This window comes from Castellaniella sp., from assembly GCF_034007085.1.
Taxonomy (GTDB): Bacteria; Pseudomonadota; Gammaproteobacteria; order Burkholderiales; family Burkholderiaceae_B; genus Castellaniella.
Window position 1 is genome coordinate 1 of sequence record NZ_JAVERO010000020.1, and the last position, 26,550, is coordinate 26,550.

Consider the following 26,550-nt stretch of genomic DNA (forward strand, 5'->3'; position numbering starts at 1 on the left):
GGCGTGTGGTCGAAAGCGATGCCGACGAGGACGAAGTGGTCGAGGCCGCTTCGGAAGCGTCCGAAGGCGGAGCCGACAGCGGGCCCGTGGCCGGTGGCGGAGATGAATCACACACCGACAAGGATCAGCCATGAACCGGCCCTGGAATTTCGCCGCAGGCCCTTCCACCCTGCCGCTCGAAGTCCTGCAGCAGGCCGCTGCCGAAATGTGCGACTGGAATGGCAGCGGCACTTCGGTCATGGAAATGAGCCATCGCGGCAAGCATTACAGCCGCATCCGCGACGAGGCCGAAGCCGACTTGCGCGCCTTGCTGGCGGTGCCGGATGATTTCGAGGTGCTTTTCATGCAAGGTGGCGCCTCGGCGCAGAATGCCATCGTGCCGCTGAACCTGATCGGCCGCGCCGGCCTGGGCCGGGCCGACTACGTGCTGAGCGGTCACTGGGCGGGCAAGTCCTTCAAGGAGGCTGCGCGCTACGGTGACATCGCCGTGGCCGCCACTGCTGAATCCGAAGCCGTCATCGACGGCCGCCGCTACGGCCCCTGGTGCTGGCTGCCGCCGCAATCCGAATGGCGTGTCCGCCGCGATGCGGCTTACTTGCACTTGTGCGCCAACGAAACCATCGGCGGGATCGAGCAGCCCGTCATGCCCGACATGGCTGCGCTCGGGGCGCCTGATGTCCCGGTGGTGGCCGATATGTCGTCCAACATCCTGTCCCGGCCCATCGATTTTTCGCGTGTGGGCATGGTCTACGCCGGCGCACAGAAAAACGCCGGTCCGGCGGGGGTGACGCTGACCTTCGTGCGCAAGGATCTGATCGGTCATGCGCTGGCGCATTGTCCATCGGTGTTCGACTACGCCAACGTGGCGGGTGCCCAGTCCATGTTCAATACCCCGCCGACCTATGCCATCTACATGGCGGGACTGGTGTTCAAGTGGTTGCTGCGCCAAGGCGGGGTGGCAGCGATGGATGCCGCCAGCGAGGCCAAGTCGCGTGCCCTGTACGACTGCCTGGACCGTTCCAATCTGTATGAAAACCGGATCGCGCCGGCCTGCCGTTCGCGCATGAATGTGCCGTTCTTTCTGCGTGATGAATCCTTGAACGCTGCTTTCCTGGCAGAATCCGAGGCGGCCGGCCTGCTGGCACTGAAGGGGCACAAGGCGGTGGGCGGCATGCGGGCATCGCTGTACAACGCCATGCCCATGGAAGGCGTGCAAGCCCTGATCGACTTCCTCAAGGACTTCGAGGCCCGCCATGGCGGATGACACGCTGCAGGCCAGACTGGAACCCTTGCGTGAGCGCATCGATGCGCTGGACACCCAGATCCTGGATCTGCTCAACCAGCGCGCGCGCGCGGCTCTGGAAGTCGGCGAAATCAAAAAGACCTTTGATGCCGCCGGGCCGATTCTCAAACCCGAGCGCGAGGCCCTGATCATCCGGCGTCTGCAATCGGACAACCCCGGGCCGATTCCGGAAGAGGCCGTGGCGGCGATCTGGCGCCAGGTGATTTCCACCTGTCGAGGACTGGAAAGCGTGCTCACCGTCGCCTTTCTGGGACCGCAGGGTTCGTTTTCCGAGCAGGCAGCCCATGAGCATTTCGGCCATGCCATTACCAGCCTGCGCTGCGAATCCTTCGACGAGGTCTTTCGCGCCGTCGAGGCAGGGCAGGCGGATGTCGGCATGGTGCCGGTCGAAAACTCCACCGAAGGCGCTGTCAACCGCAGTCTGGATCTGTTGCTGAATTCTTCGCTGAAGGTGCTCGGCGAGCGCACCATCCGCATCCATCACAATCTGCTCACCTTGACCGGCGGCCTGGAAGGCGTGACGCGGGTGCTGGGGCATCCCCAGGCCCTGGCACAGTGCCAGGCCTGGCTCAGCCGCAACCATCCCGGGCTGGAACGCCTGCCTGTGGCCAGCAACGCCCAGGCGGCGCGGATGGCGTCCGAAGATCCCACCTGTGCGGCGATCGCCGGGGATGCGGCGGCCGCTGCCTGGGGGCTGAGCGCCGTGGTCAGCGGTATCCAGGACGACCCGCAGAACCAGACCCGTTTCGTGGCCGTCGGGCTGCGCGATGCCGGCCCCACCGGGCGTGACAAGACCAGCCTGATCCTGGCGGTGCCAAACCGCGCGGGCGCGGTCTATGAGATGCTGGCCCCGCTGTCTCGGCATGGGGTATCCATGACCCGCTTCGAATCGCGTCCCGCACGCACGGGACAATGGGAATACTATTTCTACGTCGATCTGCTGGGCCATCGGGATGACGAATCCGTCGCCCTGGCCCTGGCCGAACTGCGCCAGCAGGTCGCCTTCTTCAAGGTGCTGGGGTCCTACCCCCGGCAATGAGGTTCGACTCATGACAGAGACCCTGGCGCCTGCCCACATCCGGGCCATCGCCCCCTATCAGGCCGGCAAACCGATCGAGGAACTTGCCCGTGAATACGGCTTGGACCCGGATGGCATCATCAAGCTGGCTTCCAATGAGAATCCGCTGGGCTGTTCCGACCGCGTGCGTGCGGCGCTCGCCGAGGCCGTCGGCGCGTTGCATGGGCGTTATCCGGACGCCAACGGCTTCGATCTGAAGGCGGTCCTGGCGGCGCATCACGGGGTGCCGGCCAATTGGATCACCCTGGGCAATGGTTCCAACGATCTGCTGGAACTGGCTTCCCTGGCCTTGCTGGACGAAGGCACATCGGCTGTCTATGCGCAGCATGCCTTCGCGGTCTACCGGCTCAGCACCCAGGCCCGGGGCGCCCGCCACCTGATGGTTCCGGCGCGTGATTACGGCCATGATCTGGATGCCATGCTGGCGGCCATCGAGGACGACACCCGGCTGGTGTTCATCGCCAATCCGAACAATCCCACCGGCACCCATCTGCCCGGTGCTCGCGTGCAGGCTTTCCTGGAATCCGTCCGGACCCGGCATGGGGATCGTGTCGTGGTGCTGCTGGACGAAGCCTATGATGAATATCTGGATCCCGAGGAACGTGCGGACAGCACGCGGTGGGTGCGCGAATTTCCCAACCTGATCGTGACCCGCACGTTTTCCAAGGCCTATGGCCTGGCTGGACTGCGGGTTGGCTATGCGCTGGCGCAGCCGGCGCTGACGGATCTGCTCAATCGGGTGCGCCAGCCCTTCAATGTCAATGTCCTGGCCCAGATCGCGGCGCGCGTCGCTTTGGATGACACCGCCTTTCTGGACCAGACCTATGCGCTGAACCGGGCAGGCCGGACGCAGCTTCAGGATGGCTTTTCCGCCTTGGGCCTGGAATTCGTCCCCAGCCATACGAATTTCGTACTGGTGCGCGTGGGCGATGCCGCGCGCGTGAACGGCGAACTCCTGCGTCGAGGCATCATCGTGCGGCCCGTGGCGGGTGACGGCCTGCCGGAACACCTGCGGGTCAGCATCGGCTTGCCCGAGGAAAACGCCCGCCTGCTTGCCGCGTTGAAGGACGTGCTCGGGGCATGAGCCAGCCGTCGGATTCCTCGACAATGCCGCTCATCCCCGTGCTGGCTGTTGTCGGCATCGGGCTGATCGGCGGGTCGTTTGCGGCGGCCCTGCGCCGGGTCGGGCAGGTGGGCCGGGTGCTGGGGGTGGGGCGCAATCCGGCTTCCCTGCAACGTGCACGAACCCTGGGCCTGATCGACGAGATTGTCGACCTGGAACAGGCAGCGGCACAGGCCGATCTGCTCTTTCTGGCGACGCCGGTGGGCGCCATGGCGCCGATCCTGCGAACGCTGGCGCCTGTCTTGCGGCCTGATACCTTGATCACCGACGCGGGCAGCACCAAGGCCGATGTGGCTGCGCTGGCGCGAGACATCCTGGGCGATTGCCATGCGCAGTTCATCCCCGGCCATCCCATCGCGGGATCGGAAATGGCCGGCCCCGAGGCGGCGGACCCCATGCTGTATCACGGGCGCAAGGTCGTGCTGACCCCGTTCGAGGACACGCCCGGCCTGCTGCAACATCGTCTGATCCGCATCTGGGAAGCCTGCGGGGCGCGCATTTCGTTGATGACGCCCGATGCTCACGACCGGGCACTGGCGGCGGTCAGCCATGTGCCGCATTTCCTGGCGGCCGCCTACATGGCCGGGATCGTCCGTTCCGAGGACGCCGACACGCGTCTGAATCTGGCCGGCACGGGGTTCCGGGACTTTACCCGGATCGCGGCGGGCTCAGCCGAAGTCTGGCGCGACATCTTTTTTTCCAACCGGACGGCGGTGCTGCGTGAGCTGGATCATTTCGACCAGATGCTGCGGCGCTTGCGGGCGACCCTCGAAGACGATCCCGACCCCGCCGCGCTTGAGGCCTTGCTCGAACAGGCGGCGCTCGCCCGCCGGTTCTGGGGCGGCAGGAACCCGATGCAATGAACATGACCGCTGCGGACGCTCGTGAACCTTCCCTGTGCCTGGAACCAGCCACCCATGCGTGCGGCACGGTGGTGCTGCCGGGTTCCAAGAGCATTTCCAATCGGGCGCTGCTGTTGGCGGCGCTGGCCGATGGCTTCACCGAACTGGATGGCCTGCTGGATTCTGACGACACGCAGGTGATGCGCACGGCCTTGCAGGCTCTGGGCCTGGATCTGCGTCAGACCGGCGCGGACCGGGTGCGCCTGGGCGGTGCGGCGCGCTGGCCACAGCAGCAGGCCGATCTGTTCCTGGGCAACGCGGGTACGGCCTTCCGGCCACTGACGGCCGTTCTTGCGATGATGGGCGGCAATTATCGATTGTCGGGTGTGCCGCGCATGCATGAACGCCCCATCGGGGATCTGGTCGATGCCTTGCGCGGCCTGGGTTGCGCAATCGCATACGAAGGCCAGCAAGGCTATCCCCCGCTGCGCATCGGTCCTGGGCATCTGGACGCGCGGCAGCCGGTGCGGGTGCGAGGTTCCGTGTCCAGCCAGTTCCTGACGGCGCTGCTGATGGCGGCGCCGGTCGCGGCCCACCGCACTGGCTGTGACGTGGTCATTGAGCTGGATGGGCCGCTGATCTCCAGGCCGTACATCCAGATCACCCTGAACCTGATGGAGCGTTTCGGCGTGCCTGTACGGCGCGAGGGCTGGGAACGCTTCATCATCCCGGCCGATGCGCGTTATCGCGCACCGGGCCGCTACCGGGTCGAAGGCGACGCCTCGTCGGCTTCGTATTTTCTGGGGCTGGGCGCGATTGCCGGCGGTCCGATCCGCATCGAAGGGGTAGGGGGTGACAGCATCCAGGGTGACGTGGCCTTTGCCGAAGTGGTCGAGGCCATGGGCGCGCAGGTCAAGCGCGAGGCCGATGCGCTGGTGGTGCAGGGCTGCCGGGTCGCCAGGGGTGAACGGCTGCGGGCCTTTGATCGAGACTTCAATCTGATCCCCGATGCGGCCATGACCGCCGCCGTGCTGGCCCTGTATGCCGATGGCCCCTGCCGGCTGCGCAACATTGCCAGCTGGCGGGTCAAGGAAACCGATCGCATCGATGCCATGCACGCCGAACTCACCCGGCTGGGCGCGCGCGTGGAATCCGACGCCGACAGCCTGACGGTATACCCTTTGCCAGCCCACGACTGGCGTGCGGCCGAGATCCGCACCTACGACGATCATCGCATGGCAATGTGTTTTTCGCTGGCTGCCTTTGGTCCCGTGCCGGTCACCATCCTGGATCCAGGCTGCGTCAGTAAGACATACCCAGACTATTTCACGGATTTTCGTCGCCTGCTGGGCACGGATGCCGGGGCATCGCCGTCTGCGCCGGTGATCACCATCGACGGGCCGACGGCCTCGGGCAAGGGGACCATCGCCCAACGGGTGGCTCATGCCCTGGGCTGGCGCGTGCTGGACAGCGGCGCGCTGTATCGACTGACGGCGCTGGCCGTGTTGCGCGAAGGGGGCGATGGCACCGACGAGGCCCAGGCGGCCCGGTTGGCTCGGCGTCTGGATGTGCGCTTTGAACCAGACGCCATCTTCCTGGATGGCGAAGATGTTGGCACCTTGATCCGCCAGGAAGCGGTCGGCAACCTGGCCTCGCGCGTGGCGGCCTGGCCTGCAGTGCGCGAGGCGCTGCTGGCGCGGCAGCGGGATTTTCGCCGGATGCCCGGCCTGGTGGCCGATGGGCGCGACATGGGCACGGTGGTCTTTCCGGATGCCCCGCTGAAAATCTTTCTCGACGCCGATGTCGAGGTGCGCGCGCAGCGGCGCCATAAGCAGTTGAAGGACAAGGGGTTTTCTGCTAATCTAAGCGACCTTTTGAACGACCTCAAGGCGCGTGATGCGCGCGATCGGGGTCGGGCGCATGCGCCGCTCGTTGCGGCGGCGGATGCGGTCACCGTGGATTCGTCCCATCAGGGGATCGATGACGTGGTGCGTCAAGTGCTGGATCTCTGGTCCGCACGTGGGCCTGCCTGACGGGCGCTGCTGCCGGCGCCTTTGGGCAGGATGTTGTTTCACTCCGCTGGGCGCTGCGCCTGGCGTGTCATGACTGCCCTTCGGGGCGTATGGATCTATCGTTCATGTCCACCCTTACCACCGAAGCCGCTCTGGGCGGCGAAAGTTTTGCCGATCTGTTTGCCGCCAGCATCAAGGATCAAAACATGCGCTCCGGCGAGGTCATCTCTGCCGAAGTCGTGCGTGTCGACCACAATTTTGTCGTGGTCAATGCGGGTCTCAAGTCCGAGGCCTACATCCCCCTCGAAGAATTCCTGAACGACCAGGGCGAACTGGAAGTGCAGGATGGTGATTTCGTCTCCGTTGCCATCGATTCCCTGGAAAACGGCTATGGCGACACCATTCTGTCGCGTGACCGCGCCAAGCGCCTGTCGGCCTGGCTGCAACTGGAACAGGCCCTGGAATCCGGCGAACTGGTCAATGGCACCATCACCGGCAAGGTCAAGGGCGGCCTGACGGTCATGACCAATGGCATCCGCGCCTTCCTGCCGGGTTCGCTGGTCGATCTGCGTCCCGTCAAGGACACCACTCCCTACGAAGGCAAGACGCTCGAATTCAAGGTCATCAAACTTGACCGCAAGCGCAACAACGTCGTGTTGTCGCGCCGCGCCGTGCTCGAAGCCAGCATGGGCGAGGAACGCGAAAAGCTGCTCGAAACCCTGCACGAAGGCGCCATCGTCAAAGGCATCGTCAAGAACATCACCGACTACGGCGCATTCGTGGACCTGGGTGGCATCGATGGCTTGCTGCACATCACCGACATGGCCTGGCGCCGTGTCCGCCATCCGTCCGAAGTCCTGCAGGTGGGCCAGGAAATCGAAGCCAAGGTCCTCAAGTTCGACCAGGAAAAATCCCGTGTGTCGCTGGGCGTCAAGCAACTGGGCGAAGACCCCTGGATCGGCCTGGGCCGTCGCTACCCGCAAGGCACCCGCCTGTTCGGCAAGGTGACCAACCTGACCGACTACGGTGCGTTCGTCGAGGTCGAAGCCGGCATCGAAGGCCTGGTGCACGTCTCCGAAATGGACTGGACCAACAAGAACGTCGATCCGCGCAAGGTCGTGACCCTGGGCGAAGAAGTCGAAGTCATGGTCCTGGAAATCGACGAGGACCGTCGCCGCATTTCGCTGGGCATGAAGCAATGCCGCCCCAACCCCTGGGAAGATTTCGCCGCCAACTTCAAGCGGGGCGACAAGGTCCACGGCGCCATCAAGTCGATCACCGACTTCGGCGTGTTCGTCGGCCTGCCCGGCGGCATCGATGGCCTGGTGCACCTGTCCGACATTTCCTGGTCCGAATCTGGCGAAGAGGCCGTGCGCAACTTCAAGAAGGGCGACGAAATCGACGCCGTGGTGCTGGGCATCGATACCGACAAGGAACGCATCTCCCTGGGCATCAAGCAACTCGAAGGCGATCCGTTCAACAACTTCGTGGCTACCTACGACAAGGGCGCCGTCCTGTCGGGTACCGTGAAGTCCGTTGAACCCAAGGGTGCCGTCGTGACGCTGTCCGTGGACGTCGAAGGCTATCTGCGCGCCTCGGAAATTTCCGCCGGGCGTGTCGAGGATGCCACGACGGTCCTGCACGCCGGCGATCAGGTCGAAGCCATGATCATCAACATCGATCGCAAGGCGCGTTCGATCCAGCTGTCGATCAAGGCTCGCGACAACGCCGAAACGGCCGAAACCATCCAGCGTATGACCGAAGCCAGCGCCTCCTCGGGCACGACCAATCTGGGTGCCCTGCTGAAGGCCAAGCTTGACCAGCAGCGCGACGAGTGATGCCTGGCCTGACCAAGTCCGAGCTCATTGCCGTGCTGGCGGGCCGCTATCCGCAGTTGGCGGCCCGCGACATGGATTTTGCGGTCAAGACGGTCCTGGATGCAATGGCCGATGCGCTGGCCCAGGGCCAGCGCATCGAAATCCGCGGCTTCGGCAGTTTTTCCCTCTCGCGGCGTCAACCGCGGGTGGGGCGCAATCCAAAATCCGGTGAAAAAGTGCACGTGCCCGCCAAGCTGGTGCCACACTTCAAGCCGGGTAAAGAACTGCGTGAACGCGTGGATCAGGGGCCTGTCGGTGATGCCGATGAGCCCGCCACCGTGGATGACCTGTACCGGGCTCGCATGCTGTAGCGGGCTTGGCCGGACATCGCAGCCGAACAACGGGCGTCGCCTTGAAAAAGGCGTCGCCCGTTGTTGTCTGGATCGACCTGAGGCAGTGTCGTGTCGATATACCAAGGTATCGGCATGATGGCTGCATGGTATGGCCGGCCATCCTAATGCTTGCTGGTCATCGACGGCCTGCCATGTCAGAATTTCGAACTGTCAGCGGGACGGCATCCGCCTTCCCGTTTGGACTGGATGATTGCCCGAGAAAGCCAACACCGGTCCGGAGGGGGCTTCGCAGCAGGCGAAGCCATACACAGTGTCTGTCGGCGCCTGGCGCCGCATTTCAGGAGCAAGCGATGGACCCCGAGCCGCCAAGGCGCCGCAGTGCGCTTGATCCCGTTTTTCCCTTGTTCCTGAAAGCCCGCTATCGGGTCCGGACTGCAAGACAGCGTTTGCGTTGAGTGCGCAGGGCCGTCCGTGCATGCCGCACCCCGGAGACGCGCCCATGTTGTTCCCACTTGTCGTTTTTTCCCTGGCACGCCAGCTGCCGCCTGATGGGCGCGTGGCCTTGGGCCGTGCCCATTCAGCGTTCCGTTGCGAACATTTTCCTGAACCGGGCCGTTGAGTCCCACCCTTTTTCTTTGTTCCGTCTGGACAGGCGAGTGTGCTGCCGTGCGCATCGCCTGGCCCTGGTGTGAGCGTTTTTTGATGAGGTCGAGCTATGCCATATCCACAACACGCCATGCAGACATCTCCGAGTGCTGCCATGCAGGCTGGCGTCTGGAGCCGTCCGACGCGCTGCCCCTCGGGGGGGGCCGCCATGGGGCCCTGGCGCTGGTCACGCTATGAGCGCCTGTCATTTTCCATGCTGGGATACACCTGGGGCATTCTGGTTCTGGCAGTGGCAGCCCTGCATATTTTCAATTACGACCTGGAGACCAAAACGTCTTCCACTTCCGGGTCGCATGCCAGCTTCTATGAAAGCGCACAGGCCATCAAGGTCGATCAATCGGGCGCCCAGGCGCCTGGACAGGACGAGCAATGAATATCCAAGATCAACGCAATGGGAATGGGGCGCGTACCCAGGTGCTCCGCAGTCAGCAGCAAGGCCCCTGGCTGCGCCTGAATGCCACGCAGAACCGGCGGCTTGACGAGATCCAGCATGAATTTGGCATCGACATCGTCCGGGCCGTGCAGGGCAATGCGAGTCAGGACGGTGAGTTTGGCTATTTTCCCATCACCTTTCTGAGCCTGGAGCAGGGGCAGAAAAAGATCAGCCGCGTGGTGTTTGCCGTGGGCCGTCAGGCGGTGATATCGCTGGAGCCAGATCCAGCGCCAGCCCCACTGGCGGCCGCCGAGCAGCGCATCGCCCGGGATGGCCGGAATAATGACGCTTTTGAGTGTTTTGCGGTGATTCTGCAGACGATCAATGATGCCACTGATGAACTGCTGGATGCGCTCAATCACGATCTGGGCAAGGTGCTGGTGCAGACCAATTCGGTGCTCAATAGCCTGGAGTCGCGCGACCGTGATTTCGGCGTCAGCGATGTGGTGTCGGCCCAGCTGGATCTGGGCGAGGTCGAAAAACTACTGTCCGATTGCATCGAGAGCCAGTTGCAGCTGGCATTGGCTGCGCGCCACGCCCTGGCGCGCCTGCCTGCAGGTGACAGTTGGCTCAAGCCGCTGTTCCACACCTTGATCGACGATATCGAAGCAGTCGAAGAACACGTCAGTTTCGTGCACGACCGCGTGCGGCTGCTGCAGACCACCAACAACATGGCGCTCAACGTCAAGCAGAACCAGATCGTTAAGGTGTTCTCAGTGATCACGGCAGTCTTCCTGCCGGCCATGCTGATCTCGACCTACTACAGCATGAATGTGGCCAATATGCCCATTCTGGAGTGGCAGTACGGCGAACCCATGATCATCGTGTTGACGGCGGTGCTGGCCTTGTTGCCGCTGCTGTACGTGAAGCGGCGCGGCTGGTTGCGCTGATCCATCTGTTCATTCGGTTCCGGTGCTTGCCGGGCCGACCAGACAAACTGAAAACAAGGAATTTCGATGTCGAACAATCTGAACTCATCGGGCGCGGTCTCGCCCCTGGCCGTCGGTAATCTGCATGGGCTGGTCTGGAATGCCGACTTGACTTTGCAACAGGACGGGAATGCGGCTGCGCTGGAGCGTCGCCAGGCCATTGATCGCGCCCGAGCCGCGCGGCCGCGCACCGCGCAGATCGAGCGCGAGATCATGGTGGCCGTGATTGTGCTGTACGCCCTGATTCTGGGCAGTTTCGCGGCGCTGCACCTGTACGGCATCTACCTGATGCCGGATCAGGACGAACAGGTGGTGTCAGTCGAACAGGGTGGCGCGGCTGCCCAGGAGGATTGAACCGTGACGCAGATTCAGAAATCCCTGCCTCTTGCGCAGCGCCCGGTCGATCCGCAGCTGCGGCAGGCTGGCTGGTTGCGGCTGTCGGCTGCGCAGACCGAGCAATTGGCTGCCGTGCAGAACCGCTACGGCATTGATCTGTCGCTTGAGCGTGGGCGTGCAGCCATTGAAGAGGCCGGTTGTGTGTTGGTGCCGGTGGAAATGGTGATTCGCCAAGAGCGGAAATATCAGGAAACCTGCGTCCTGTTCGTACTTGGGAAAGACCTGCTGATCAGTGTCGAGCAGGATGTGCATCTGGAAGCGCTGGATCTGGCCGGCGAGCAGTTGTTGCAGGCGCAACGGACTGGGATCGAACTGGATCCGGCAACCATGCTGTTCACCATCATCGAGGTACTCAACGATGCGGCGCGCGCAGCGGTCGGGGAACTGTCGGAGCAACTCGATGCGCGCAGTGAGGCGGTGGCAGTGGCCAGTGGCGGGTTCGAGATGTCCAAGCGTCAGGCGGGCGTAGCAGATATCGCGGGCACGGCGATTGCACTGGGCGAGGCCGAGGAATTGGTGGCGCGCATGGTTGAAGGGCAATTGATGCTGGCGCGTGCCGGGCGTTGGCTGCGTCGTTTTTCCGATAACGCCACCCTTGCGCAGGGCCTGAGCATGCTGTTGTCGGATATTCACAGCCTGCGCCGTTATGCGCGCTTCCAGCATGACAAGATTCGTAATCTGCAGCAGTCGCTGATGACCACCCTGGACCTGAAGCAGAATCAGGTCATCAAGGTGTTCACGGTGGTCACGGCAGTGTTCACGCCGCCCACACTGCTGGCGGCGTTTTATGGGCAGAATTTTGCCTATATGCCGGAACTGGAGCTGGTTTGGGGCGAGTGGCTGGTGATGGGCCTGACAGGGTTCTTTTCGCTCATGCCGCTGTTCTACATCAAGCGCAAGGGGTGGATGCGATGAATGTGATCAAGGAACTGCCGGCCTGGCAGCGCCTGTATGCCAATGATCTGCAGGCGTTGGAGGACCTCAACCGCCTGCACGATGTGGATCTGATTCCGCGCGTAGCATATGGCGCGGCGGGCACATTGCGCATCCGCTGCGTGCGTCTGAAGGACGACCAGCTGGTGGTCTCCGATCTGCTGTGGCGCCAGGCGCGCGGCGACGAACCGCTCTATACGGTAGAGACGGGCGCCCCATTGCTGCGTCCAGGCCAGGCACTGGAACGCCTGCAGGCCCAGGGCATGCAGGCCGATTGCCCGCAGTCCGTTGCACTGGTATTGCTGCACCAGTTGCTCGAACAGGCCGTGCGGGTGCTGGAGCGCATCAATCAGGATCTTTCCTCGCCGGTCCAATCCATCAGAGCGTTTCAGATCAATGTGGGCACCAACGACACCCGTGGGGTAGAGGACCTGTCCGGTGTGGACAAGTACCTCAATAGTCTCAACGTCCCGCTGTCCTATGTGCTGCAGTCGCTCGATGACATTGAGCGCGCCAATCAGCGGCTGCGCCGCGCCGCCCTGCGTCAGGGAGGGCCGCTGCTGGATCAGGTGCAGGAACTGATGATTGAACTCGACGGTGTGCAGCGGCGCGCGCGATTCCTGCTGGAACGGCAGCGCTTTCATTGGCGCGTGGCCGGTGAGACGGTGGCCATGAGTGACCTGAACGTGACCAAAGTGTTCAGCGTGCTGTGGGCGGCCTTCATTCCGGGCACGGCCCTGATCAACTGGTATGGCCAGAATTTTCGTGTCATGCCGGAGCTGTCCTGGGATGGCTCTTTGTGGGTCCAGCTGGTGGTGGTGCTGATCCTGACGGCTGTCCCGGTGTGGATGGTCAAGCAATCGGGTGCGCTGCGCTGACAGAGATATGCGGACGCTCGCACGCTGTCATCCCTGTCGTTGATTTCAGGCATGGGAGGCTGCCGCGCGTCTGCCGAGAGAGGCTCCCATGCAAGCACTTCTTTCCCCCTTATGCCCGCGTCGATCACTGCTGTGTCGGAATACGCGCCCTGAACAGCGGGGTACCCGCTGCACCCTGTGCGATCTTGCGTGCCTGCCGGCCGCTGATGGTCTGGCGTTGCTGGGCAGTTCCTTGCGTGGCCTGCCGTTTGATGAGGTTCTGCGGCGTCTTGTACAGGAAGGACCCAATTATCTGGCTCCCCGTGATACGGTTCCGGCGGCGCTGCGCGATCTGGCGCGGTGCGCACAGGATGGTCATTGCACGGTGCGCCGGCAGCTGCGTCTGTATGGATTGCCTGACAGCGATCAGCAGGTACCCGTGCATCAATTGGTGCGTGGCGACATTCTCTGTCTGTTTCCAGGGGATTGGCTGCCGGCCGATGTGCGCCTGCTCGGCAGCGATGGATTGGTGCTGGAGCGTTCGATCCAGCAGCCTTGGGCACAGATTGGCGTCATGGGCGATCGTGTCGTGGCCGGCACGGCACTGGCACTGGTGATTGCGACCGGCCAGGCGACCCACCTGGGGCAGTTGTTCTGTCAGTCATTGGAACGGCACACGGCGAAGAGGACGTCTCCGAGGTCTGAATTCCAGGCGCAGGAACGCTTTCCGTTTACAATGTCCAGATTGTCCCGAGGAGCTTGTCAATGCGCTACCTGGTCTGGATTCTGCGGCTGCTGATCTTTGTCATCGTGCTGCTTTTCGCCTTGAAAAACACGGCGCCGGTGGATGTCGGGCTGTTCGCCGACCATGTCCTCAGCCAGGTTCCGCTGATCGTCGTGATGCTGGTCGCCTTCGTCCTGGGCGTGGCCTTTGGCTTGCTCATGGCGGCCACGTCCATGCTGCGCCGCCGCCGTGAAATCAATCGCCTGCGCCGCGAACTGGCGCGTGCCCAGGATGCCCTGGACCATCCCCAGTCCGTGTCTGCCCCCGTGATCCCCGAGACCGTCGCGCCACTGGCGCCCCTGTGATCATTTCGAGGCAGGCTGTGGATTTCGAACTTTGGTGGCTGATCATCGTTCCGGTGCTGTTCGGCCTGGGCTGGCTGGCGGCGCGATTTGATTTCCGCCAGATGCTGTCGGAAACCCGGGTGCTGCCCGATTCCTATTTCAAGGGGCTGAACTTTCTGCTCAATGAGCAGCCCGACCGGGCCATCGACGCGTTTGTCGAGGTTGCCAAGCTTGATCCCGAAACCACCGAACTGCATTTTGCTCTGGGCAGCCTGTTTCGCCGCCGGGGCGAGATCGAACGTGCCATTCGCGTGCATCAGAGCCTGCTCTCGCGTGGCGACTTGCCCCTGCCGGACCGCGAAAACGCCCAGCTGGCGCTGGCCCAGGATTTTCTCAAGGCTGGCATGCTGGACCGCGCCGAACAGGGCTTCCTGGCCGTGCTGCAAACGCGCCATGCCCTGGAGGCTCTGCGGGCCCTGGTCCGGATTCATGAGTCCGAACATGACTGGGACAAGGCCATCGATGCCGTCCAGCAACTGCGTGGCCGTACCGATGAACCCATCCCGCAACTGGCGCATTACCATTGCGAGCGTGCCCAGGCCTTGCTGGAGGCCAAGACACCGGATTTCGATGCGGCCGCCCAGGCGCTGGACGCTGCCGAGAATGCGGCGCGTCAGAATGGCGCCACCCCGGCGTCCGAGACGCGCGTGCGCATGCTGCGTGCCCGTTGGGCGGCCTTGCGCGGCGATCTGGAATCGCAGCGCGCGCAACTCCAGGATGTCCTGTCCACGGCGCCCGAATTTGCCGGACTGGTCGCCCAGTCGCTGCTGGAATGCTATACCGCCCTGGGGCGTGCGGACGAAGGCCTGTCGCTGCTGCAAGACCAGCATGCCCGGCTGCCGACGCTCGACCTGTTCAATGTGGTTTTTCGTGCTTTGCGCGCCACGCAGGGCGCTGGGCCTGCCTGGACCTTTGCCCGCCAGGCGCTGCGCGCCCACCCTTCACTTTTGGGGCTGGATCGCCTGCTCGAAGTCGAACTTGGCCAGGGGGCTGAAAGCCTGCCGGGCCAATCGCTGGTGCCGAGCGCTGACCTGGGCCTGCTGCGCAGCATGATCCACAAACATACCCAGCGCCTGGATCGCTATGCCTGCGAACAGTGCGGCTTCGAGGCCCGGCGCTACTACTGGCAATGTCCGGGCTGCAATACCTGGGAAACCTATCGGCCTCGCCGACTGGAGGAAATTCGATGACCATGGGCAGTGCCCCGCTCTGCAGGCCGGAATCCACTGGCGCATTTCCGGTCCGGGCTGCTGCGGCCGCCCGGATTCTGGTGGCCGGGGACATCATGCTGGACCGTTATTGGTTTGGCGAAGTCGAGCGCATTTCGCCCGAGGCGCCGGTGCCCGTGGTGCGGGTCGCCCGCCGGGAAGACCGCCTGGGCGGCGCAGCCAATGTAGCGCGCAATATCGTCGCCTTGGGCGCCAGCGTGGGTCTGCTGGGGGTGGTCGGTGCCGATGAGGCCGGCAGCCGCGTGCGTACCCTGGCGCGCGAGGCAGGTGTGCGCGACCATCTGGTCGAGGACGCCGAAGGCATGGACACCACCCTGAAAATGCGGGTGCTGGGACGCCAGCAGCAGTTGCTGCGGGTCGATTTTGAGCAGGGGCCGGGTGTGCGTGCGCTGGACGCGCTGGATGCCAGTCTGGCCGATATCCTGGCAGACTATGATCTGCTGGTGCTGTCGGACTACGCCAAGGGCGCGCTTTCCAGGGTCGAGTCCATGATCCGGGCGGCCCGCGAACGTGGTATTCCAGTGCTGGTCGATCCCAAGGGCCATCGTTATCCGCGCTATCGTGGGGCCACCCTGGTCACGCCCAATCGCAGCGAGATGCAGGACGCCGTGGGTCGTTGGGACTCAGAGGACGACCTGACGCACCGTGCCCAGACTTTGCGCCAGGAACTGGATCTCGAAGCCTTGCTGATCACCCGTTCCGAACAGGGCATGACGCTCTATACCGCTGATGGCCGTCGGCATGTGGACGCTCAGGCGCACGAAGTGTTCGATGTGTCCGGCGCGGGCGATACTGTGCTGGCCACCCTGGCCGTTGCTCGTGCTGCCGGGCTGGACTGGTTCCAGGCCATGGCGTGGGCTAACCGCGCGGGCGGCATCGTGGTCGGCAAACTGGGTACTTCCATCGTCACCGCAGAGGAATTGACATCATGATCGTGGTCACCGGCGCGGCCGGTTTCATCGGCAGCAATCTGGTCCGTGGCTTGAATGCGCGCGGCATCACCGACATCCTGGCGGTCGATGACCTGACCGACGGCGATAAATTCCACAATCTGGCCGACCTGGAAATCGCGGACTACCAGCACAAGGACGAATTTCGCCGCTGCGTCCTGGCGGGAGAATTGCCGCGCCCCGACGCGGTGTTTCATCAAGGGGCCTGTTCCGACACGACGGAGCGTGATGGGCGCTTCATGATGGACAATAATTTTCGCGTCACGCTGGAATTGTTCGAATACTGCCAGGCGCGCGAGGTGCCCTTTCTGTATGCCTCGTCGGCGGCCGTGTATGGTGCAGGTCCGCGCTACGTGGAAGACCCGGCCTGCGAGGCGCCGCTGAACGTCTATGGGTATTCCAAGCTGCTGTTCGACCAGGTCCTGCGCCGGCGCATGGATCGCCTGACGGCACAGGTGGTCGGCCTGCGCTATTTCAATGTCTATGGTCCGCGCGAGCAGCACAAGGGGCGCATGGCATCGGTCGCCTTTCACAACATGAATCAGTACGCCAGCGAAGGCCATGTACGCTTGTTCGGCGGCTGGGATGGTTATCCGGACGGCGGCCAGCAGCGCGATTTCGTCTTTGTCGATGACGTGGTCAAGGTCAACCTGCATTTTCTGGACCACCCGGAAGTCTCCGGCATTTTCAACTGCGGCACCGGGCGCGCACAGCCTTTCAATGATGTGGCCCAGACTGTGGTCAACAGCCTGCGTGTGCATCAGGGGCAGCTGGCCTTGCCTTTGGCGGAACTGGCGGCCAGCGGTCAGCTGCGCTACATCCCGTTCCCGGACGACCTGAAAGGCCGCTATCAGAGCCACACCCAGGCCGATCTGACCGGGCTGCGCGCGGCTGGCTATACCGATGCCTTCCGTGATGTACAAACGGGGGTCAATGCCTATGTCGGTCAGTTGCTGGAATCAGGGCGACTGAAGATCGCCTGATACTTTCCCGGACGGACATTCCGGATCACGCGCCACGCCATTCGATGCCTGGCCCAGGCATCATGACCGGACCTTCACATTCAGGAGTCGGTCATGAATCCTTTTCTGCACGAGACGGCCGGTCGTCCGGCCGTCGGATCCTCCGAGGCCATTCCCACACGTCTGGGGCGTGTGTCTGCCAGCAGGCGCGCCATGCGCCCCCATGCGCGCGCATGGCCGCGCCTGCTGGCGGCCGCCGGCATGGCTTCGCTGGCCTGGGCCGGCGCGGCGGGGGCCGTGGATCTCAATACCGCCACGCTGGATCAGTTGCGTGGTATCCGCGGTATTGGGCCCAAGACCGCCCAGATCATTCTTGACGAGCGTGCGCGGGGCGGGCGTTTTCAGTCATTCGATGACTTGTCGGACCGGGTGCGCGGCATCGGTCCGCGCCGGGCCCAGGCCCTGCAGGCGGCTGGCCTGACCATCGATGGCGGCGGTGCACGTCTGTCGGAACAGGGCAGCCACCCCCGAGGGGGCGGTGCGCCCGGGGCGGGTGGCCCGGCTGGGCCGTCCAAATCAACGGCGGCAGGTCGCCGTTGACGTGTGCCAGCCATCCCCGGGCTTGCGGCATGCTGTTTTTTCATAAGCATATTCCGGCCCGGGTCTTGGCCGGCAGGGCGGGTGGACGGGTGTATGATTTCGTCCATGAGAACCTACCCAACCATTGAAGACATCGTCGGATCCACGCCTCTGGTGCGCCTGCAGCGGTTGCCGGGCGACGTCGGCGATCCGCGTGGCAACGTGATCCTGGCCAAACTGGAAGGCAACAACCCGGCGGGATCGGTCAAGGACCGTGCCGCCCTGAGCATGATCCGGCAGGCCGAGGCCCGCGGTGACATCCGCCCTGGTGATACCCTGATCGAGGCGACCAGCGGCAATACGGGGATCGCCCTGGCCATGGCCGCCGCCGTGCGGGGCTACCGCATGGTCCTGATCATGCCGGACAATTCGACCCAGGAACGCTGCGCCGCCATGACGGCCTATGGGGCCGAACTCATCCTGACGCCCTCTCAGGGCGGGGGCATGGAATATGCCCGTGACCTGGCGCTGCGCATGCAGGCCGAGGGCAAGGGCAAGGTCCTGGATCAATTTTCCAATGCCGACAATCCTCGCGCGCATTACGAAACCACCGGCCCGGAAATCTGGGAACAGACCGGTGGCCAGGTTACGCACTTCGTCAGCGCCATGGGGACGACCGGCACCATCATGGGGGTGGGGGCAAGCCTGCGGGAACGCAATCCGGCCGTGCGCATCATCGGCGCCCAGCCGGCCGAAGGCGCCCATATCCCCGGCATCCGCAAATGGCCCGAAGCCTACCAGCCCAGCATCTACGATCCGGCTGCTGTCGATGCCTTTGAACCCATTACCCAGGAACAGGCGGAAACCATGGCCCGGCGCTTGGCTGCCGAGGAAGGCATCTTTGGCGGGATTTCCTCGGCGGGTGCGGCTGTCGCAGCCCTTCGGGTGGCGGCCACGGTGCGTGACGCCACCATTGTCTTCATTGTCTGCGACCGGGGCGACCGCTACCTGTCTTCCGGTGTGTTCAACTGAAACCCCGGCACAGGGCGTTCAGTTTTCTGGTCCGTCAAAACGGTTCGGGTCGCCATAGCCAATGCGATCGGCGATCTCGTGCGCCAGGTCTGCGACCGAGGCTGCGTAAAAGTAGCTGCGGTTGTAATGGGTGATGGCAAAGAAATTGGGCGTGGCGCAGCGCACATCGTGTGTGTCGCGGATTTCGTCGCGCAGGTCGATCATTCCCAGCGCCTGGGCCTGCCAGGCCGGGCCGCCACCCGGCAGCGCTCGGGCACCGGCGGCCTTCAGGGCGGCCCAGTTGCTTTCTGGCTTCAGGCCGTCCTGGGCCAGCCGGGCGGCGTCGGGCGGCAGGGCCACTGGCGCGAAGACCGGCACGTCCCGCACCCAGCCGTGGGCCTGCAGAAATGCCGCCACCGACGCGATGGCATCATCCGTGTTGCCGGCCAGGTCCACACGCCCGTCGCCGTCGCCGTCGACGGCGTAGCGCATCAGGCTGCCCGGCATGAACTGCGGCAACCCCATGGCCCCTGCAAACGAGCCTTCCACGCTGCGCGCGTCCAGCATTCCCTGGTGATCCAGCACGAGCAGGTCGGCCAGCTGCTGGCGAAACATGGCCTGGCGTTCTGGCCGGTTCGGGTCGGGATAACGGAACCCCAGCGTGGCGAGAACGTCCAGGACCCGGTGATTGCCGGTGTAGCGGCCATAGACGGTTTCGATGCCGATGATGGCGACGATGATGGAGGGGGGTACTCCGGTGCGAGCGCTGGCCCGGTCGAGCGCCTGTCGATGCGCTTGCCAGAAGGAAACGCCTTCGCGGATGCGTACGGCATCGACATGGCGCTGGCGGTAACTGGTCCAGGCGCGGCGGATGCGGCCCGAGCGTGTGGGTGGTACGATCAGGCGCGCCGCTTTGGCATCGTAGCGGGCCTGGGCCAGCAGGGTTTCGACGTCCGCCAGGGGCAGGGCATTCGTGCGGGCCGTTTCCTGTGCGAATGACTGCACTTCGGGCAGCAGGCGGCCGTCGGCGCCGAGGAAATCCCCCGGTGCCGGTGGCGTTCTGCTAGAATTGATACGATTGTTTGAAACAATTGTTTGATTCGTTGCGCCCTCATGGGCGGCGGCGGGCGGTTCGGAACCGCTATGGCTGCTGGCGCAGCCGGATATAAAAAGCGACGCTACGGCAACTTGCAAAATACGGATTGGTCTGAACATAATCGCCCTTATGGAGACTCTCTATATTACCCATCCGGCTTGCCGGCTGCATGAAATGGGGGCCTGGCATCCCGAATGCCCTCAACGCCTGGATGCGGTGGCCGATCAGCTGACCGCCAATGGCTTGATGGACTTCCTGTCTCATCGCACGGCACGCCCCGCAGAGCCCGAGGATGTGCTGCGGGTGCATACACCGGAATATCTGGCCTACTTGCGTCAGCATGCGCCGGCGCATGGCTATTTTCCGCTGGATCCTGATACGATCATGAATCCGGACACGCTGCAGGCGGCGTGGGCGGCTGCCGGAGGAGGCTTGACGGCTCTGGATGAAATCCTGGCTGGGCATGCAAAGACGGCCTTTTGCGCCATCCGCCCGCCGGGGCATCACGCCTGTCCTGAAAGGGCCATGGGGTTCTGCTTTTTCAACAATGTCGCCATTGCGGCCCGCTATGCGCTGGATCACCATGGGCTGTCGCGGGTCGCCATCGTGGATTTCGACGTGCATCATGGCAATGGAACGGAAGAAGCCTTCCTGAAAGAGCCCAGGGTCATGATGTGCAGTTTCTATCAATATCCCCTGTTTCCCGATACCCGCCACGAGGGCCTGGGGTCGAATATGGTCAATATCCCCGTCGATGCCTATTCCGACGGCGATGTGGTCCGTGCGCTTGTGTCAAAGTACTGGCTGCCGGCGCTGCATGAATTCCGGCCCGAACTGATCCTGGTGTCGGCGGGGTTCGACGCCCACCGGGAAGACGACATGGGCAGCCTGAAACTGGTCGAGGCAGACTATGCCTGGATCACCGAACGTCTGGTCGAGATCGCGGCCGAATCCGCCCAGGGGCGGATCGTCAGCTTTCTCGAAGGCGGTTACGATCTGTCCGCCCTGGGGCGCAGCGCGGTGGCGCATGTGCGGGCGCTGGGCGGTTACTGATGGGGCCGCGTGCGATGCAATTTGCCGTCGAACGCGGCCATCCCGTTTTCTTTCCATTCTGGAGTATGCTCGATGAAGGTCCTGGTACCGGTCAAGCGCGTGGTTGACTACAACGTCAAGGTACGTGTCAAATCCGATCACACTGGCGTGGACATCGCCAATGTCAAGATGTCCATGAATCCGTTCGACGAAATCGCGGTTGAAGAAGCCACCCGCCTGAAGGAAAAGGGCGCGGCTGCCGAGGTCGTGGCGGTGTCCTGCGGGGTGGCGCAATGCCAGGAAACACTGCGCACTGCCATGGCGATCGGTGCCGATCGGGGCATCCTGGTCCAGACCGATACCGAATTGCAGCCGTTGGCGGTGGCCAAGCTGCTGAAGGCGCTGGTCGACAAAGAACAGCCGAACCTGGTGATCCTGGGCAAGCAGGCAATCGATGACGATGCCAATCAGACGGGTCAGATGCTGGCCGCGCTGCTGGACTGGCCGCAAGCCACCAATGCCAGCAAGGTCGAGGTGCAGGGCGATCGCGTGCAGGTCACCCGCGAAGTCGACGGTGGGCTGGAAACCCTCAGCCTGGCGCTGCCGGCCATCATCACGACCGATCTGCGCCTGAACGAGCCGCGCTACGTGACCCTGCCCAACATCATGAAGGCCAAGAAAAAACCGCTGGAAACCGTCGAACCCGGTGCTCTGGGCGTGGACGTTGCGCCGCGCCTGAAAACGCTCAAGGTCGCCGAGCCGCCCAGCCGCTCGGCCGGCGTGATCGTGCCCGATGTGGCGACCCTGGTGGACAAACTCAAGAACGAAGCGAAGGTGGTGTAAATGAGCATTCTGGTGATTGCCGAACATGACAATGCCCAATTGGGTACTGCGACTCGCAACGCGGTTGCTGCGGCGGCGGCCATCGGCGGTGATGTCCATGTCCTGGTGGCGGGCTCGGGCGCACGCGCTGTGGCCGATCAGGCGGCCCAGGTTGCGGGCGTGAGCAAAGTCCTGCTGGCCGATGGCGCATCGCTGGCCGAAGGACTGGCCGAAAACCTGGCCGCACAGGTGCTGGCGGTGGCCGGTGGCTACAGCCATATCCTGTTTGCCGCCACGGCATCCGGCAAGAACGTCGCCCCGCGTGTGGCGGCCAAGCTGGACGTGGCGCAGATTTCCGACATCGTGGCCGTGGAATCGGCCGATACCTTCGTCCGGCCGATCTATGCCGGCAACGCACTGGCAACGGTGCAGTCGGCCGATGCGACCAAGGTCATCACCGTGCGCACCACGGCGTTCGATCCGGCGGCTGCCACGGGTGGCTCGGCAGCGGTCGAAACCGTCGATGCCGTGGCCGATTCGGGCAAGTCGCAGTTCGTGGGCCGTGAACTGGCCAAGAGCGACCGGCCTGACCTGACGGCGGCCTCCGTGGTGGTGTCGGGCGGACGCGGTCTGGGCAGTGCGGAGAACTTCAAGATCCTGGATGCACTGGCCGATAAACTGGGCGCGGCCCTGGGTGCCTCGCGCGCGGCAGTGGACGCCGGTTACGCGCCCAACGATTGGCAGGTTGGCCAGACCGGCAAGATCGTGGCGCCCCAGCTATATGTGGCGGTGGGGATCTCCGGGGCGATCCAGCACCTGGCGGGGATGAAGGACTCGAAGGTGATCGTGGCGATCAACAAGGACGCCGAGGCGCCGATCTTCGGGGTGGCCGACTACGGCCTGGTGGCCGACCTGTTCCAGGCCGTCCCCGAATTGGTCCAGGCACTTTGATCTGGTGACTGCTGCGGGTCCCTTCGGGGGCCCGCAGTGCTTCATGCGGGGCATTCCCCCGCGCACCCACAGGAATTGAGATGACATACCAGGTTCCTATTCAGGATATCCGTTTCATTTTGCGCGAACTGGCCGATCTGCCGGGCGTGTTGGCGCTGCCCGGTTTCGAAGAGGTCTCTGAAGACCTCGTCGATGCCGTGCTCGAAGAAAATGCGCGTTTCGTCGAACAAGAGATTGCCCCGCTGAACCGTGCGGGCGATACCGAGCCGGCTCGCTGGAGCGAGGACGGCGTGCGCACCACCCCCGGTTTCAAGGCGGCATTCCAGGCCTTCGCGCAGGGCGGCTGGCAGGGCCTGCCGCACGAAGCCGAACTGGGCGGCCAGGGCTTGCCCAAACTGATCGCCGCGCCGGTCACCGAAAGCATCAATGCCGGCAATCTGGCTTTTTCCCTGTGCCCGTTGCTGACCGATGGCGTGATCGAGGCGCTGTCCATGGTGGGCTCGGACGAACAGAAGGCACGCTTCATCCCCCCTCTGTTGGAAGGCCGCTGGACCGGGACCATGAATCTGACCGAGCCTCAGGCGGGGTCTGATCTGGCGTTGCTCAAGTCCCGGGCTGTGCGCCAGGACGACGGCAGCTACCGCATCACCGGCCAGAAGATCTTCATCACGTATGGGGATCACGACATGGCGGAAAACATCATTCACCTGGTGCTGGCGCGCACGCCGGACGCACCCAAGGGCGTCAAGGGCATTTCCCTGTTCGTCGTGCCCAAGTTCCTGGTCAAGGACGATGGTTCTCTGGGGGCTCGCAATGATGTGGTGTGCGCTTCCCTGGAACACAAGCTCGGGATCCATGGCAGTCCGACCGCCGTGCTGCTGTACGGGTCGGGCCAGGGTGAAGCGGGCGAGGGCGGCGCGGTCGGCTATCTGATCGGTGAAGAAAACCGTGGCCTCGAATACATGTTCATCATGATGAACGCGGCGCGTTATGCCGTCGGTCTGCAGGGCGTGGCGGTGTCCGAACGCGCACTGCAACATGCGGCGGCCTATGCGGCCGAGCGTATCCAGGGCAATGCACTGGAAGGCTCTCCGGGGCCGGTGCCGATCGCCCGCCATCCTGATGTGGCGCGCATGCTGGGCATCATGCGTGGCCTGACCGAAGGCACACGTGCCGTCGCCTATGTGGCGGCCGGTTACCGGGACAAGGCCGCACACCTGGCGGATGAGGCTGAACGCGCCCACTGCAAGGCCGTGTATGAATATTTCGTGCCCATCGTCAAGGCGTTCTCCACCGAGTCTTCCGTCGAGGTCGCATCCCTGGGCGTGCAGGTGCATGGTGGCATGGGATTCATCGAGGAAACCGGTGCTGCGCAGTATTACCGTGATGCCCGTATCCTGCCCATCTACGAAGGGACGACGGCGATCCAGGCGAACGATTTCATCGGCCGCAAACTCGTGCGGGATGGCGGCGCCGTCGCGCGCGGGCAGATTGCCGGCATGCGCGATACGGTGACGGCCCTGCGGGCCGCCAGCGGCCCCCATGCCGAAGCCCTGGGGGTGATTGGTGAACGCCTGGACGCGGCGGCCAAGGCCTATGAATCGGCACTGGCCTTTGTGCTGGCGCATGTGCGCGAGGATATCCGTGGCGTGTTCACGGGCAGCGTGCCGTGCCTGATGCTGGCCGGGACGGTACACGCGGGCTGGCAACTGGGGCGCTCCGCCCTGGCCGCTGCCGCCGCCATCGATGCCGGCTCGACCGATGTTTTCCATCCGAACAAGATCGCCACGGCCGTGCAGTATGCGGTTCACGTGCTGCCGCGAGCCTTGGCGTTGGAAACCTCGATCCAGGATGGTGGGCTGGCGGATCGCTATGTGCGCCAGGCGCAGATATAGTCATAACCATCCTGTATTTCAACGGCCATCCTTATTTTGCAAAAATATTAAGTGTCTAAACCAATGCAGGCCGCCCGGATCGTCCGGGCGGCGGACACTTGAAACAGGAGCAAACGATGGCCACTCTGCGTCTGGGCGATACCGCCCCCGATTTCGAACAGGACTCTTCCCTGGGGAAAATCAAGTTCCATGAATTTCTGGGGGATGGCTGGGGTGTGCTGTTTTCCCACCCAGCCGACTTCACCCCGGTCTGCACCACTGAACTGGGCTACACCGCCATCCTGTCGGGCGAATTCGCCAAGCGGGGTGCCAAGGTGATTGCCGTGTCGGTCGACGGCAAGCAGTCGCACCTGGACTGGATCAAGGACATCAACGATACGCAGAAGACCAATGTCCAGTATCCGATTCTGGCCGACGAGGACCGCAAGGTCGCGACCCTGTACGACATGATTCACCCGAATGCCAGCACCACTGCCACGGTGCGTTCGGTGTTCGTCATCGATCCGGCCAAGAAAATCCGCCTGATCCTGACCTATCCGGCCAGCACGGGCCGCAATTTCGATGAAATCCTGCGCGCGCTGGATTCCCTGCAACTGACCGACAACTACAGCGTTGCCACCCCAGTGAACTGGAAGCAGGGCGACGACGTCATCATCGCACCGTCCATCAAGGACCCGGCCGTCCTGAAGGACAAGTTCCCCAAGGGCTATACCGAAATCCGCCCCTATCTGCGCATCACGCCGCAGCCGAATCTCTGATCCGGGCCTGATCGACCTCGGGCGTGCCGGCCTTGCTGCAGTGGGCTGGCCAGACCCCGGCGCTGGACCTTTCGGGTCCGTCGCCGGGGTTTTGCTTGGTTCAGGCTGACTGGCGAGTCGGTATTTTCGTCGTCCGGATCATTGGCTTGCGCCAGGCACTGGTTTTATGTACAGTAACGAGAAGCACTGTATAAAACAACAGCTCTGGCGGTTCTTTCGCCGGACATGCCTGGGAGAGATCATATGGCAGGCTCGATGCTTTGGAACGGAACATGGACATGGTCTGGCGCGGACTCTGCCAGACGGGGCCCGACAGGGCGCAGTACGATGGGTGCCAGGCCTGTCAGTGTTCCAGGGGTGCTGCTGGGGCCCTGGGTCTCGGGTAGCGCATGGGGTGGCCGCCCAGCGGGGCGCAGTGCCCGCTGGGGGCGTGCGTCGTCAGACCGCCAGGGGGCGATTCTGGCGCATCGACCTCACACGGGTTGGCGGATCGGCTGGCGCCGTCTGGCAGCGCTGACAGGGGATGTGCTCATGGTCCTGATCTGGGCGGCCATGATTCCTGGCATGATGTGGCTGGGTGCGGCAGCAGGGTTCTGATATAATTCCCTGTTTGCATCCTCTGGCCCGGCATTTCCAACAATGTCGTTTCCTTGACCCAAACCCGGTGTCCATGATGCCCTGGAGCTTATCTTGAACCTGATCGAAACCCTCGAAAAAGAAGAAATCGCGCGCCTGACCGAAGGCCGTGTCATCCCTGAATTCGCCCCTGGCGACACGGTCATCGTGAGCGTCAATGTGGTCGAAGGCTCGCGCAAGCGTGCCCAGGCCTACGAAGGCGTGGTCATTGCCCGCCGCAATCGCGGCCTGAATTCTGCGTTCACCGTGCGCAAGATCTCGTCGGGCGAAGCCGTCGAACGGACTTTCCAGCTGTATTCGCCGCAGATCGCCTCGATCGAAGTCAAGCGGCGTGGTGACGTTCGTCGTGCTAAACTGTATTATCTGCGCAACCTGACGGGCAAGGCCGCTCGCATCAAGGAAAAACTGGTTCGCAAGGCTGTCTGATCACGGCTTCGCGAATCGATCCAAGGGCACCCGTTCGGGTGCCTTTGTCTTTTGGCCCTCGGGATTTCATGTCGTATCGGATGTCGTCCCCGGACAGAAGCCGGATCGCGGGTTTCGATCCCCAGGTCCAGCCCGTCCTGCCCAGTGCGCCCCTGCCGCCCTTGCCGCCGGAATGCCTGCGGCTGGATACCATTCGCCAAGCCTTTCTGCACCCTGTGGACTGGCAGGTTGAACCCCTGTTCGCCCAGTCCTTTGCACCGGGGGGGGATGCGTATGCCCGCGCGCGTCAAGCTGCGGTTCTCATGCCGCTGGTTCAGCGTGAAACCGGTCTGA

At 63.6% G+C, this 26,550-nt stretch carries 27 protein-coding genes and 1 pseudogene; 27 read left to right on the forward strand and 1 reads right to left on the reverse strand.

The window, feature by feature from the left end; translation table 11 throughout:
* The first annotated feature begins 130 nt into the window (after positions 1-130).
* The 19 genes from serC (at position 131) to cysM (ending at position 18,622) form a co-directional block, all read left to right on the forward strand.
* Positions 131-1,264: a 3-phosphoserine/phosphohydroxythreonine transaminase gene (gene serC / locus RBR29_RS03450; protein ID WP_320347267.1), complete on the forward strand. Its 1,134-nt coding sequence runs from the start codon at positions 131-133 to the stop codon at positions 1,262-1,264.
* Positions 1,254-2,342, forward strand: coding sequence for a prephenate dehydratase (pheA, locus tag RBR29_RS03455; protein WP_320347269.1), 1,089 nt, complete (start codon positions 1,254-1,256; stop codon positions 2,340-2,342). The genes serC and pheA overlap by 11 nt, the downstream gene beginning before the upstream one ends.
* A gap of 10 nt (positions 2,343-2,352) precedes the next feature.
* A complete protein-coding gene (hisC, locus tag RBR29_RS03460; RefSeq protein WP_320347271.1) occupies positions 2,353-3,465 on the forward strand; it encodes a histidinol-phosphate transaminase in 1,113 nt (370 codons plus the stop codon).
* Between the two features lie 23 nt (positions 3,466-3,488).
* Positions 3,489-4,367 carry a prephenate dehydrogenase/arogenate dehydrogenase family protein gene (locus RBR29_RS03465; protein ID WP_320347273.1) on the forward strand — a complete coding sequence of 293 codons (879 nt, stop codon included), beginning with the start codon at positions 3,489-3,491 and terminating at the stop codon, positions 4,365-4,367.
* 2 nt (positions 4,368-4,369) lie between these two features.
* Positions 4,370-6,379, forward strand: coding sequence for a bifunctional 3-phosphoshikimate 1-carboxyvinyltransferase/cytidylate kinase (locus RBR29_RS03470; protein ID WP_320347315.1), 2,010 nt, complete (start codon positions 4,370-4,372; stop codon positions 6,377-6,379).
* A gap of 104 nt (positions 6,380-6,483) precedes the next feature.
* Entirely contained in the window at positions 6,484-8,196 is a 1,713-nt protein-coding gene (gene rpsA, locus RBR29_RS03475) for a 30S ribosomal protein S1 (RefSeq protein WP_320347275.1), read from the forward strand.
* Between the two features lie 8 nt (positions 8,197-8,204).
* Positions 8,205-8,546, forward strand: coding sequence for an integration host factor subunit beta (locus RBR29_RS03480; protein ID WP_320347317.1), 342 nt, complete (start codon positions 8,205-8,207; stop codon positions 8,544-8,546).
* Positions 8,547-9,264: 718 nt separating this feature from the next.
* Positions 9,265-9,567 carry a hypothetical protein gene (locus tag RBR29_RS03485; RefSeq protein WP_320347277.1) on the forward strand — a complete coding sequence of 101 codons (303 nt, stop codon included), beginning with the start codon at positions 9,265-9,267 and terminating at the stop codon, positions 9,565-9,567.
* Positions 9,564-10,517: a CorA family divalent cation transporter gene (locus tag RBR29_RS03490; protein ID WP_320347279.1), complete on the forward strand. Its 954-nt coding sequence runs from the start codon at positions 9,564-9,566 to the stop codon at positions 10,515-10,517. The genes RBR29_RS03485 and RBR29_RS03490 overlap by 4 nt, the downstream gene beginning before the upstream one ends.
* A gap of 66 nt (positions 10,518-10,583) precedes the next feature.
* Positions 10,584-10,910 (forward strand): hypothetical protein, encoded by a 327-nt coding sequence (locus RBR29_RS03495; RefSeq protein ID WP_320347281.1) that lies wholly within the window; start codon positions 10,584-10,586, stop codon positions 10,908-10,910.
* A gap of 3 nt (positions 10,911-10,913) precedes the next feature.
* Positions 10,914-11,867, forward strand: coding sequence for a CorA family divalent cation transporter (locus RBR29_RS03500; protein WP_320347283.1), 954 nt, complete (start codon positions 10,914-10,916; stop codon positions 11,865-11,867).
* The gene (locus tag RBR29_RS03505) at positions 11,864-12,763 is read left to right on the forward strand and encodes a CorA family divalent cation transporter (RefSeq protein WP_320347285.1); all 900 of its coding nucleotides are present in this window, start codon (positions 11,864-11,866) and stop codon (positions 12,761-12,763) included. Before RBR29_RS03500 ends, RBR29_RS03505 begins: the two co-directional genes overlap by 4 nt.
* Before the next feature lie 88 nt (positions 12,764-12,851).
* Positions 12,852-13,541: a hypothetical protein gene (locus RBR29_RS03510; RefSeq protein WP_320347287.1), complete on the forward strand. Its 690-nt coding sequence runs from the start codon at positions 12,852-12,854 to the stop codon at positions 13,539-13,541.
* The gene (locus tag RBR29_RS03515; protein WP_320347289.1) at positions 13,508-13,831 is read left to right on the forward strand and encodes a lipopolysaccharide assembly protein LapA domain-containing protein; all 324 of its coding nucleotides are present in this window, start codon (positions 13,508-13,510) and stop codon (positions 13,829-13,831) included. The genes RBR29_RS03510 and RBR29_RS03515 overlap by 34 nt, the downstream gene beginning before the upstream one ends.
* A gap of 17 nt (positions 13,832-13,848) precedes the next feature.
* Entirely contained in the window at positions 13,849-15,060 is a 1,212-nt protein-coding gene (lapB, locus tag RBR29_RS03520) for a lipopolysaccharide assembly protein LapB (RefSeq protein ID WP_320347291.1), read from the forward strand.
* Between the two features lie 2 nt (positions 15,061-15,062).
* Positions 15,063-16,031 carry a D-glycero-beta-D-manno-heptose-7-phosphate kinase gene (gene rfaE1, locus RBR29_RS03525; protein WP_320347319.1) on the forward strand — a complete coding sequence of 323 codons (969 nt, stop codon included), beginning with the start codon at positions 15,063-15,065 and terminating at the stop codon, positions 16,029-16,031.
* A complete protein-coding gene (gene rfaD, locus RBR29_RS03530) occupies positions 16,028-17,032 on the forward strand; it encodes an ADP-glyceromanno-heptose 6-epimerase (RefSeq protein ID WP_320347293.1) in 1,005 nt (334 codons plus the stop codon). The genes rfaE1 and rfaD overlap by 4 nt, the downstream gene beginning before the upstream one ends.
* Positions 17,033-17,125: 93 nt before the next feature.
* Complete coding sequence (locus tag RBR29_RS03535) at positions 17,126-17,611, forward strand: DUF655 domain-containing protein (RefSeq protein WP_320347295.1); 486 nt, start codon at positions 17,126-17,128, stop codon at positions 17,609-17,611.
* A 105-nt stretch (positions 17,612-17,716) separates the two neighbouring features.
* Positions 17,717-18,622 carry a cysteine synthase CysM gene (gene cysM / locus RBR29_RS03540; RefSeq protein WP_320347297.1) on the forward strand — a complete coding sequence of 302 codons (906 nt, stop codon included), beginning with the start codon at positions 17,717-17,719 and terminating at the stop codon, positions 18,620-18,622.
* 18 nt (positions 18,623-18,640) lie between these two features.
* Here the strand turns inward: cysM and mltB are convergent, their stop codons facing one another.
* The gene (gene mltB, locus RBR29_RS03545; RefSeq protein ID WP_320347299.1) at positions 18,641-19,816 is read right to left on the reverse strand and encodes a lytic murein transglycosylase B; all 1,176 of its coding nucleotides are present in this window, start codon (positions 19,814-19,816) and stop codon (positions 18,641-18,643) included.
* A 10-nt stretch (positions 19,817-19,826) separates the two neighbouring features.
* On the opposite strand from mltB, the gene RBR29_RS03550 reads away from it, so the two are divergent.
* The 8 genes and pseudogenes from RBR29_RS03550 to RBR29_RS03585 all read left to right on the forward strand — a co-directional run.
* Positions 19,827-20,750, forward strand: coding sequence for a histone deacetylase family protein (locus RBR29_RS03550; protein WP_320347301.1), 924 nt, complete (start codon positions 19,827-19,829; stop codon positions 20,748-20,750).
* Between the two features lie 72 nt (positions 20,751-20,822).
* Positions 20,823-21,572: an electron transfer flavoprotein subunit beta/FixA family protein gene (locus RBR29_RS03555; protein ID WP_320347303.1), complete on the forward strand. Its 750-nt coding sequence runs from the start codon at positions 20,823-20,825 to the stop codon at positions 21,570-21,572.
* Positions 21,573-22,502, forward strand: a complete 930-nt coding sequence (locus RBR29_RS03560; RefSeq protein ID WP_320347305.1) for an FAD-binding protein — start codon at positions 21,573-21,575, stop codon at positions 22,500-22,502.
* Positions 22,503-22,582: 80 nt separating this feature from the next.
* On the forward strand, positions 22,583-24,397 hold the full coding sequence (locus tag RBR29_RS03565; protein WP_320347307.1) for an acyl-CoA dehydrogenase: 1,815 nt from the start codon (positions 22,583-22,585) through the stop codon (positions 24,395-24,397).
* A gap of 116 nt (positions 24,398-24,513) precedes the next feature.
* Positions 24,514-25,155, forward strand: a complete 642-nt coding sequence (locus RBR29_RS03570; protein ID WP_320347309.1) for a peroxiredoxin — start codon at positions 24,514-24,516, stop codon at positions 25,153-25,155.
* Positions 25,156-25,482: 327 nt separating this feature from the next.
* On the forward strand, positions 25,483-25,752 hold the full coding sequence (locus tag RBR29_RS03575; protein WP_320347312.1) for a hypothetical protein: 270 nt from the start codon (positions 25,483-25,485) through the stop codon (positions 25,750-25,752).
* Between the two features lie 93 nt (positions 25,753-25,845).
* Positions 25,846-26,217 (forward strand): 50S ribosomal protein L19, encoded by a 372-nt coding sequence (gene rplS, locus RBR29_RS03580; RefSeq protein ID WP_320347314.1) that lies wholly within the window; start codon positions 25,846-25,848, stop codon positions 26,215-26,217.
* A gap of 68 nt (positions 26,218-26,285) precedes the next feature.
* Positions 26,286-26,550: pseudogene (locus tag RBR29_RS03585) on the forward strand (CoA pyrophosphatase); the annotation flags it as partial.

Coding starts and splice junctions, on each gene's coding strand:
- serC (WP_320347267.1), top strand. CDS start 131: ATGAACCGGCCCTGGAATTTCGCCGCAGGCCCTTCCACCCTGCCGCTC.
- pheA (WP_320347269.1), top strand. CDS start 1,254: ATGGCGGATGACACGCTGCAGGCCAGACTGGAACCCTTGCGTGAGCGC.
- hisC (WP_320347271.1), top strand. CDS start 2,353: ATGACAGAGACCCTGGCGCCTGCCCACATCCGGGCCATCGCCCCCTAT.
- RBR29_RS03465 (WP_320347273.1), top strand. CDS start 3,489: ATGCCGCTCATCCCCGTGCTGGCTGTTGTCGGCATCGGGCTGATCGGC.
- RBR29_RS03470 (WP_320347315.1), top strand. CDS start 4,370: ATGACCGCTGCGGACGCTCGTGAACCTTCCCTGTGCCTGGAACCAGCC.
- rpsA (WP_320347275.1), top strand. CDS start 6,484: ATGTCCACCCTTACCACCGAAGCCGCTCTGGGCGGCGAAAGTTTTGCC.
- RBR29_RS03485 (WP_320347277.1), top strand. CDS start 9,265: ATGCAGACATCTCCGAGTGCTGCCATGCAGGCTGGCGTCTGGAGCCGT.
- RBR29_RS03490 (WP_320347279.1), top strand. CDS start 9,564: ATGAATATCCAAGATCAACGCAATGGGAATGGGGCGCGTACCCAGGTG.
- RBR29_RS03495 (WP_320347281.1), top strand. CDS start 10,584: ATGTCGAACAATCTGAACTCATCGGGCGCGGTCTCGCCCCTGGCCGTC.
- RBR29_RS03505 (WP_320347285.1), top strand. CDS start 11,864: ATGAATGTGATCAAGGAACTGCCGGCCTGGCAGCGCCTGTATGCCAAT.
- RBR29_RS03510 (WP_320347287.1), top strand. CDS start 12,852: ATGCAAGCACTTCTTTCCCCCTTATGCCCGCGTCGATCACTGCTGTGT.
- RBR29_RS03515 (WP_320347289.1), top strand. CDS start 13,508: ATGCGCTACCTGGTCTGGATTCTGCGGCTGCTGATCTTTGTCATCGTG.
- rfaE1 (WP_320347319.1), top strand. CDS start 15,063: ATGGGCAGTGCCCCGCTCTGCAGGCCGGAATCCACTGGCGCATTTCCG.
- rfaD (WP_320347293.1), top strand. CDS start 16,028: ATGATCGTGGTCACCGGCGCGGCCGGTTTCATCGGCAGCAATCTGGTC.
- RBR29_RS03535 (WP_320347295.1), top strand. CDS start 17,126: ATGAATCCTTTTCTGCACGAGACGGCCGGTCGTCCGGCCGTCGGATCC.
- cysM (WP_320347297.1), top strand. CDS start 17,717: ATGAGAACCTACCCAACCATTGAAGACATCGTCGGATCCACGCCTCTG.
- mltB (WP_320347299.1), bottom strand. CDS start 19,816: ATGTTCAGACCAATCCGTATTTTGCAAGTTGCCGTAGCGTCGCTTTTT.
- RBR29_RS03550 (WP_320347301.1), top strand. CDS start 19,827: ATGGAGACTCTCTATATTACCCATCCGGCTTGCCGGCTGCATGAAATG.
- RBR29_RS03555 (WP_320347303.1), top strand. CDS start 20,823: ATGAAGGTCCTGGTACCGGTCAAGCGCGTGGTTGACTACAACGTCAAG.
- RBR29_RS03560 (WP_320347305.1), top strand. CDS start 21,573: ATGAGCATTCTGGTGATTGCCGAACATGACAATGCCCAATTGGGTACT.
- RBR29_RS03565 (WP_320347307.1), top strand. CDS start 22,583: ATGACATACCAGGTTCCTATTCAGGATATCCGTTTCATTTTGCGCGAA.
- RBR29_RS03570 (WP_320347309.1), top strand. CDS start 24,514: ATGGCCACTCTGCGTCTGGGCGATACCGCCCCCGATTTCGAACAGGAC.
- RBR29_RS03575 (WP_320347312.1), top strand. CDS start 25,483: ATGGGTGCCAGGCCTGTCAGTGTTCCAGGGGTGCTGCTGGGGCCCTGG.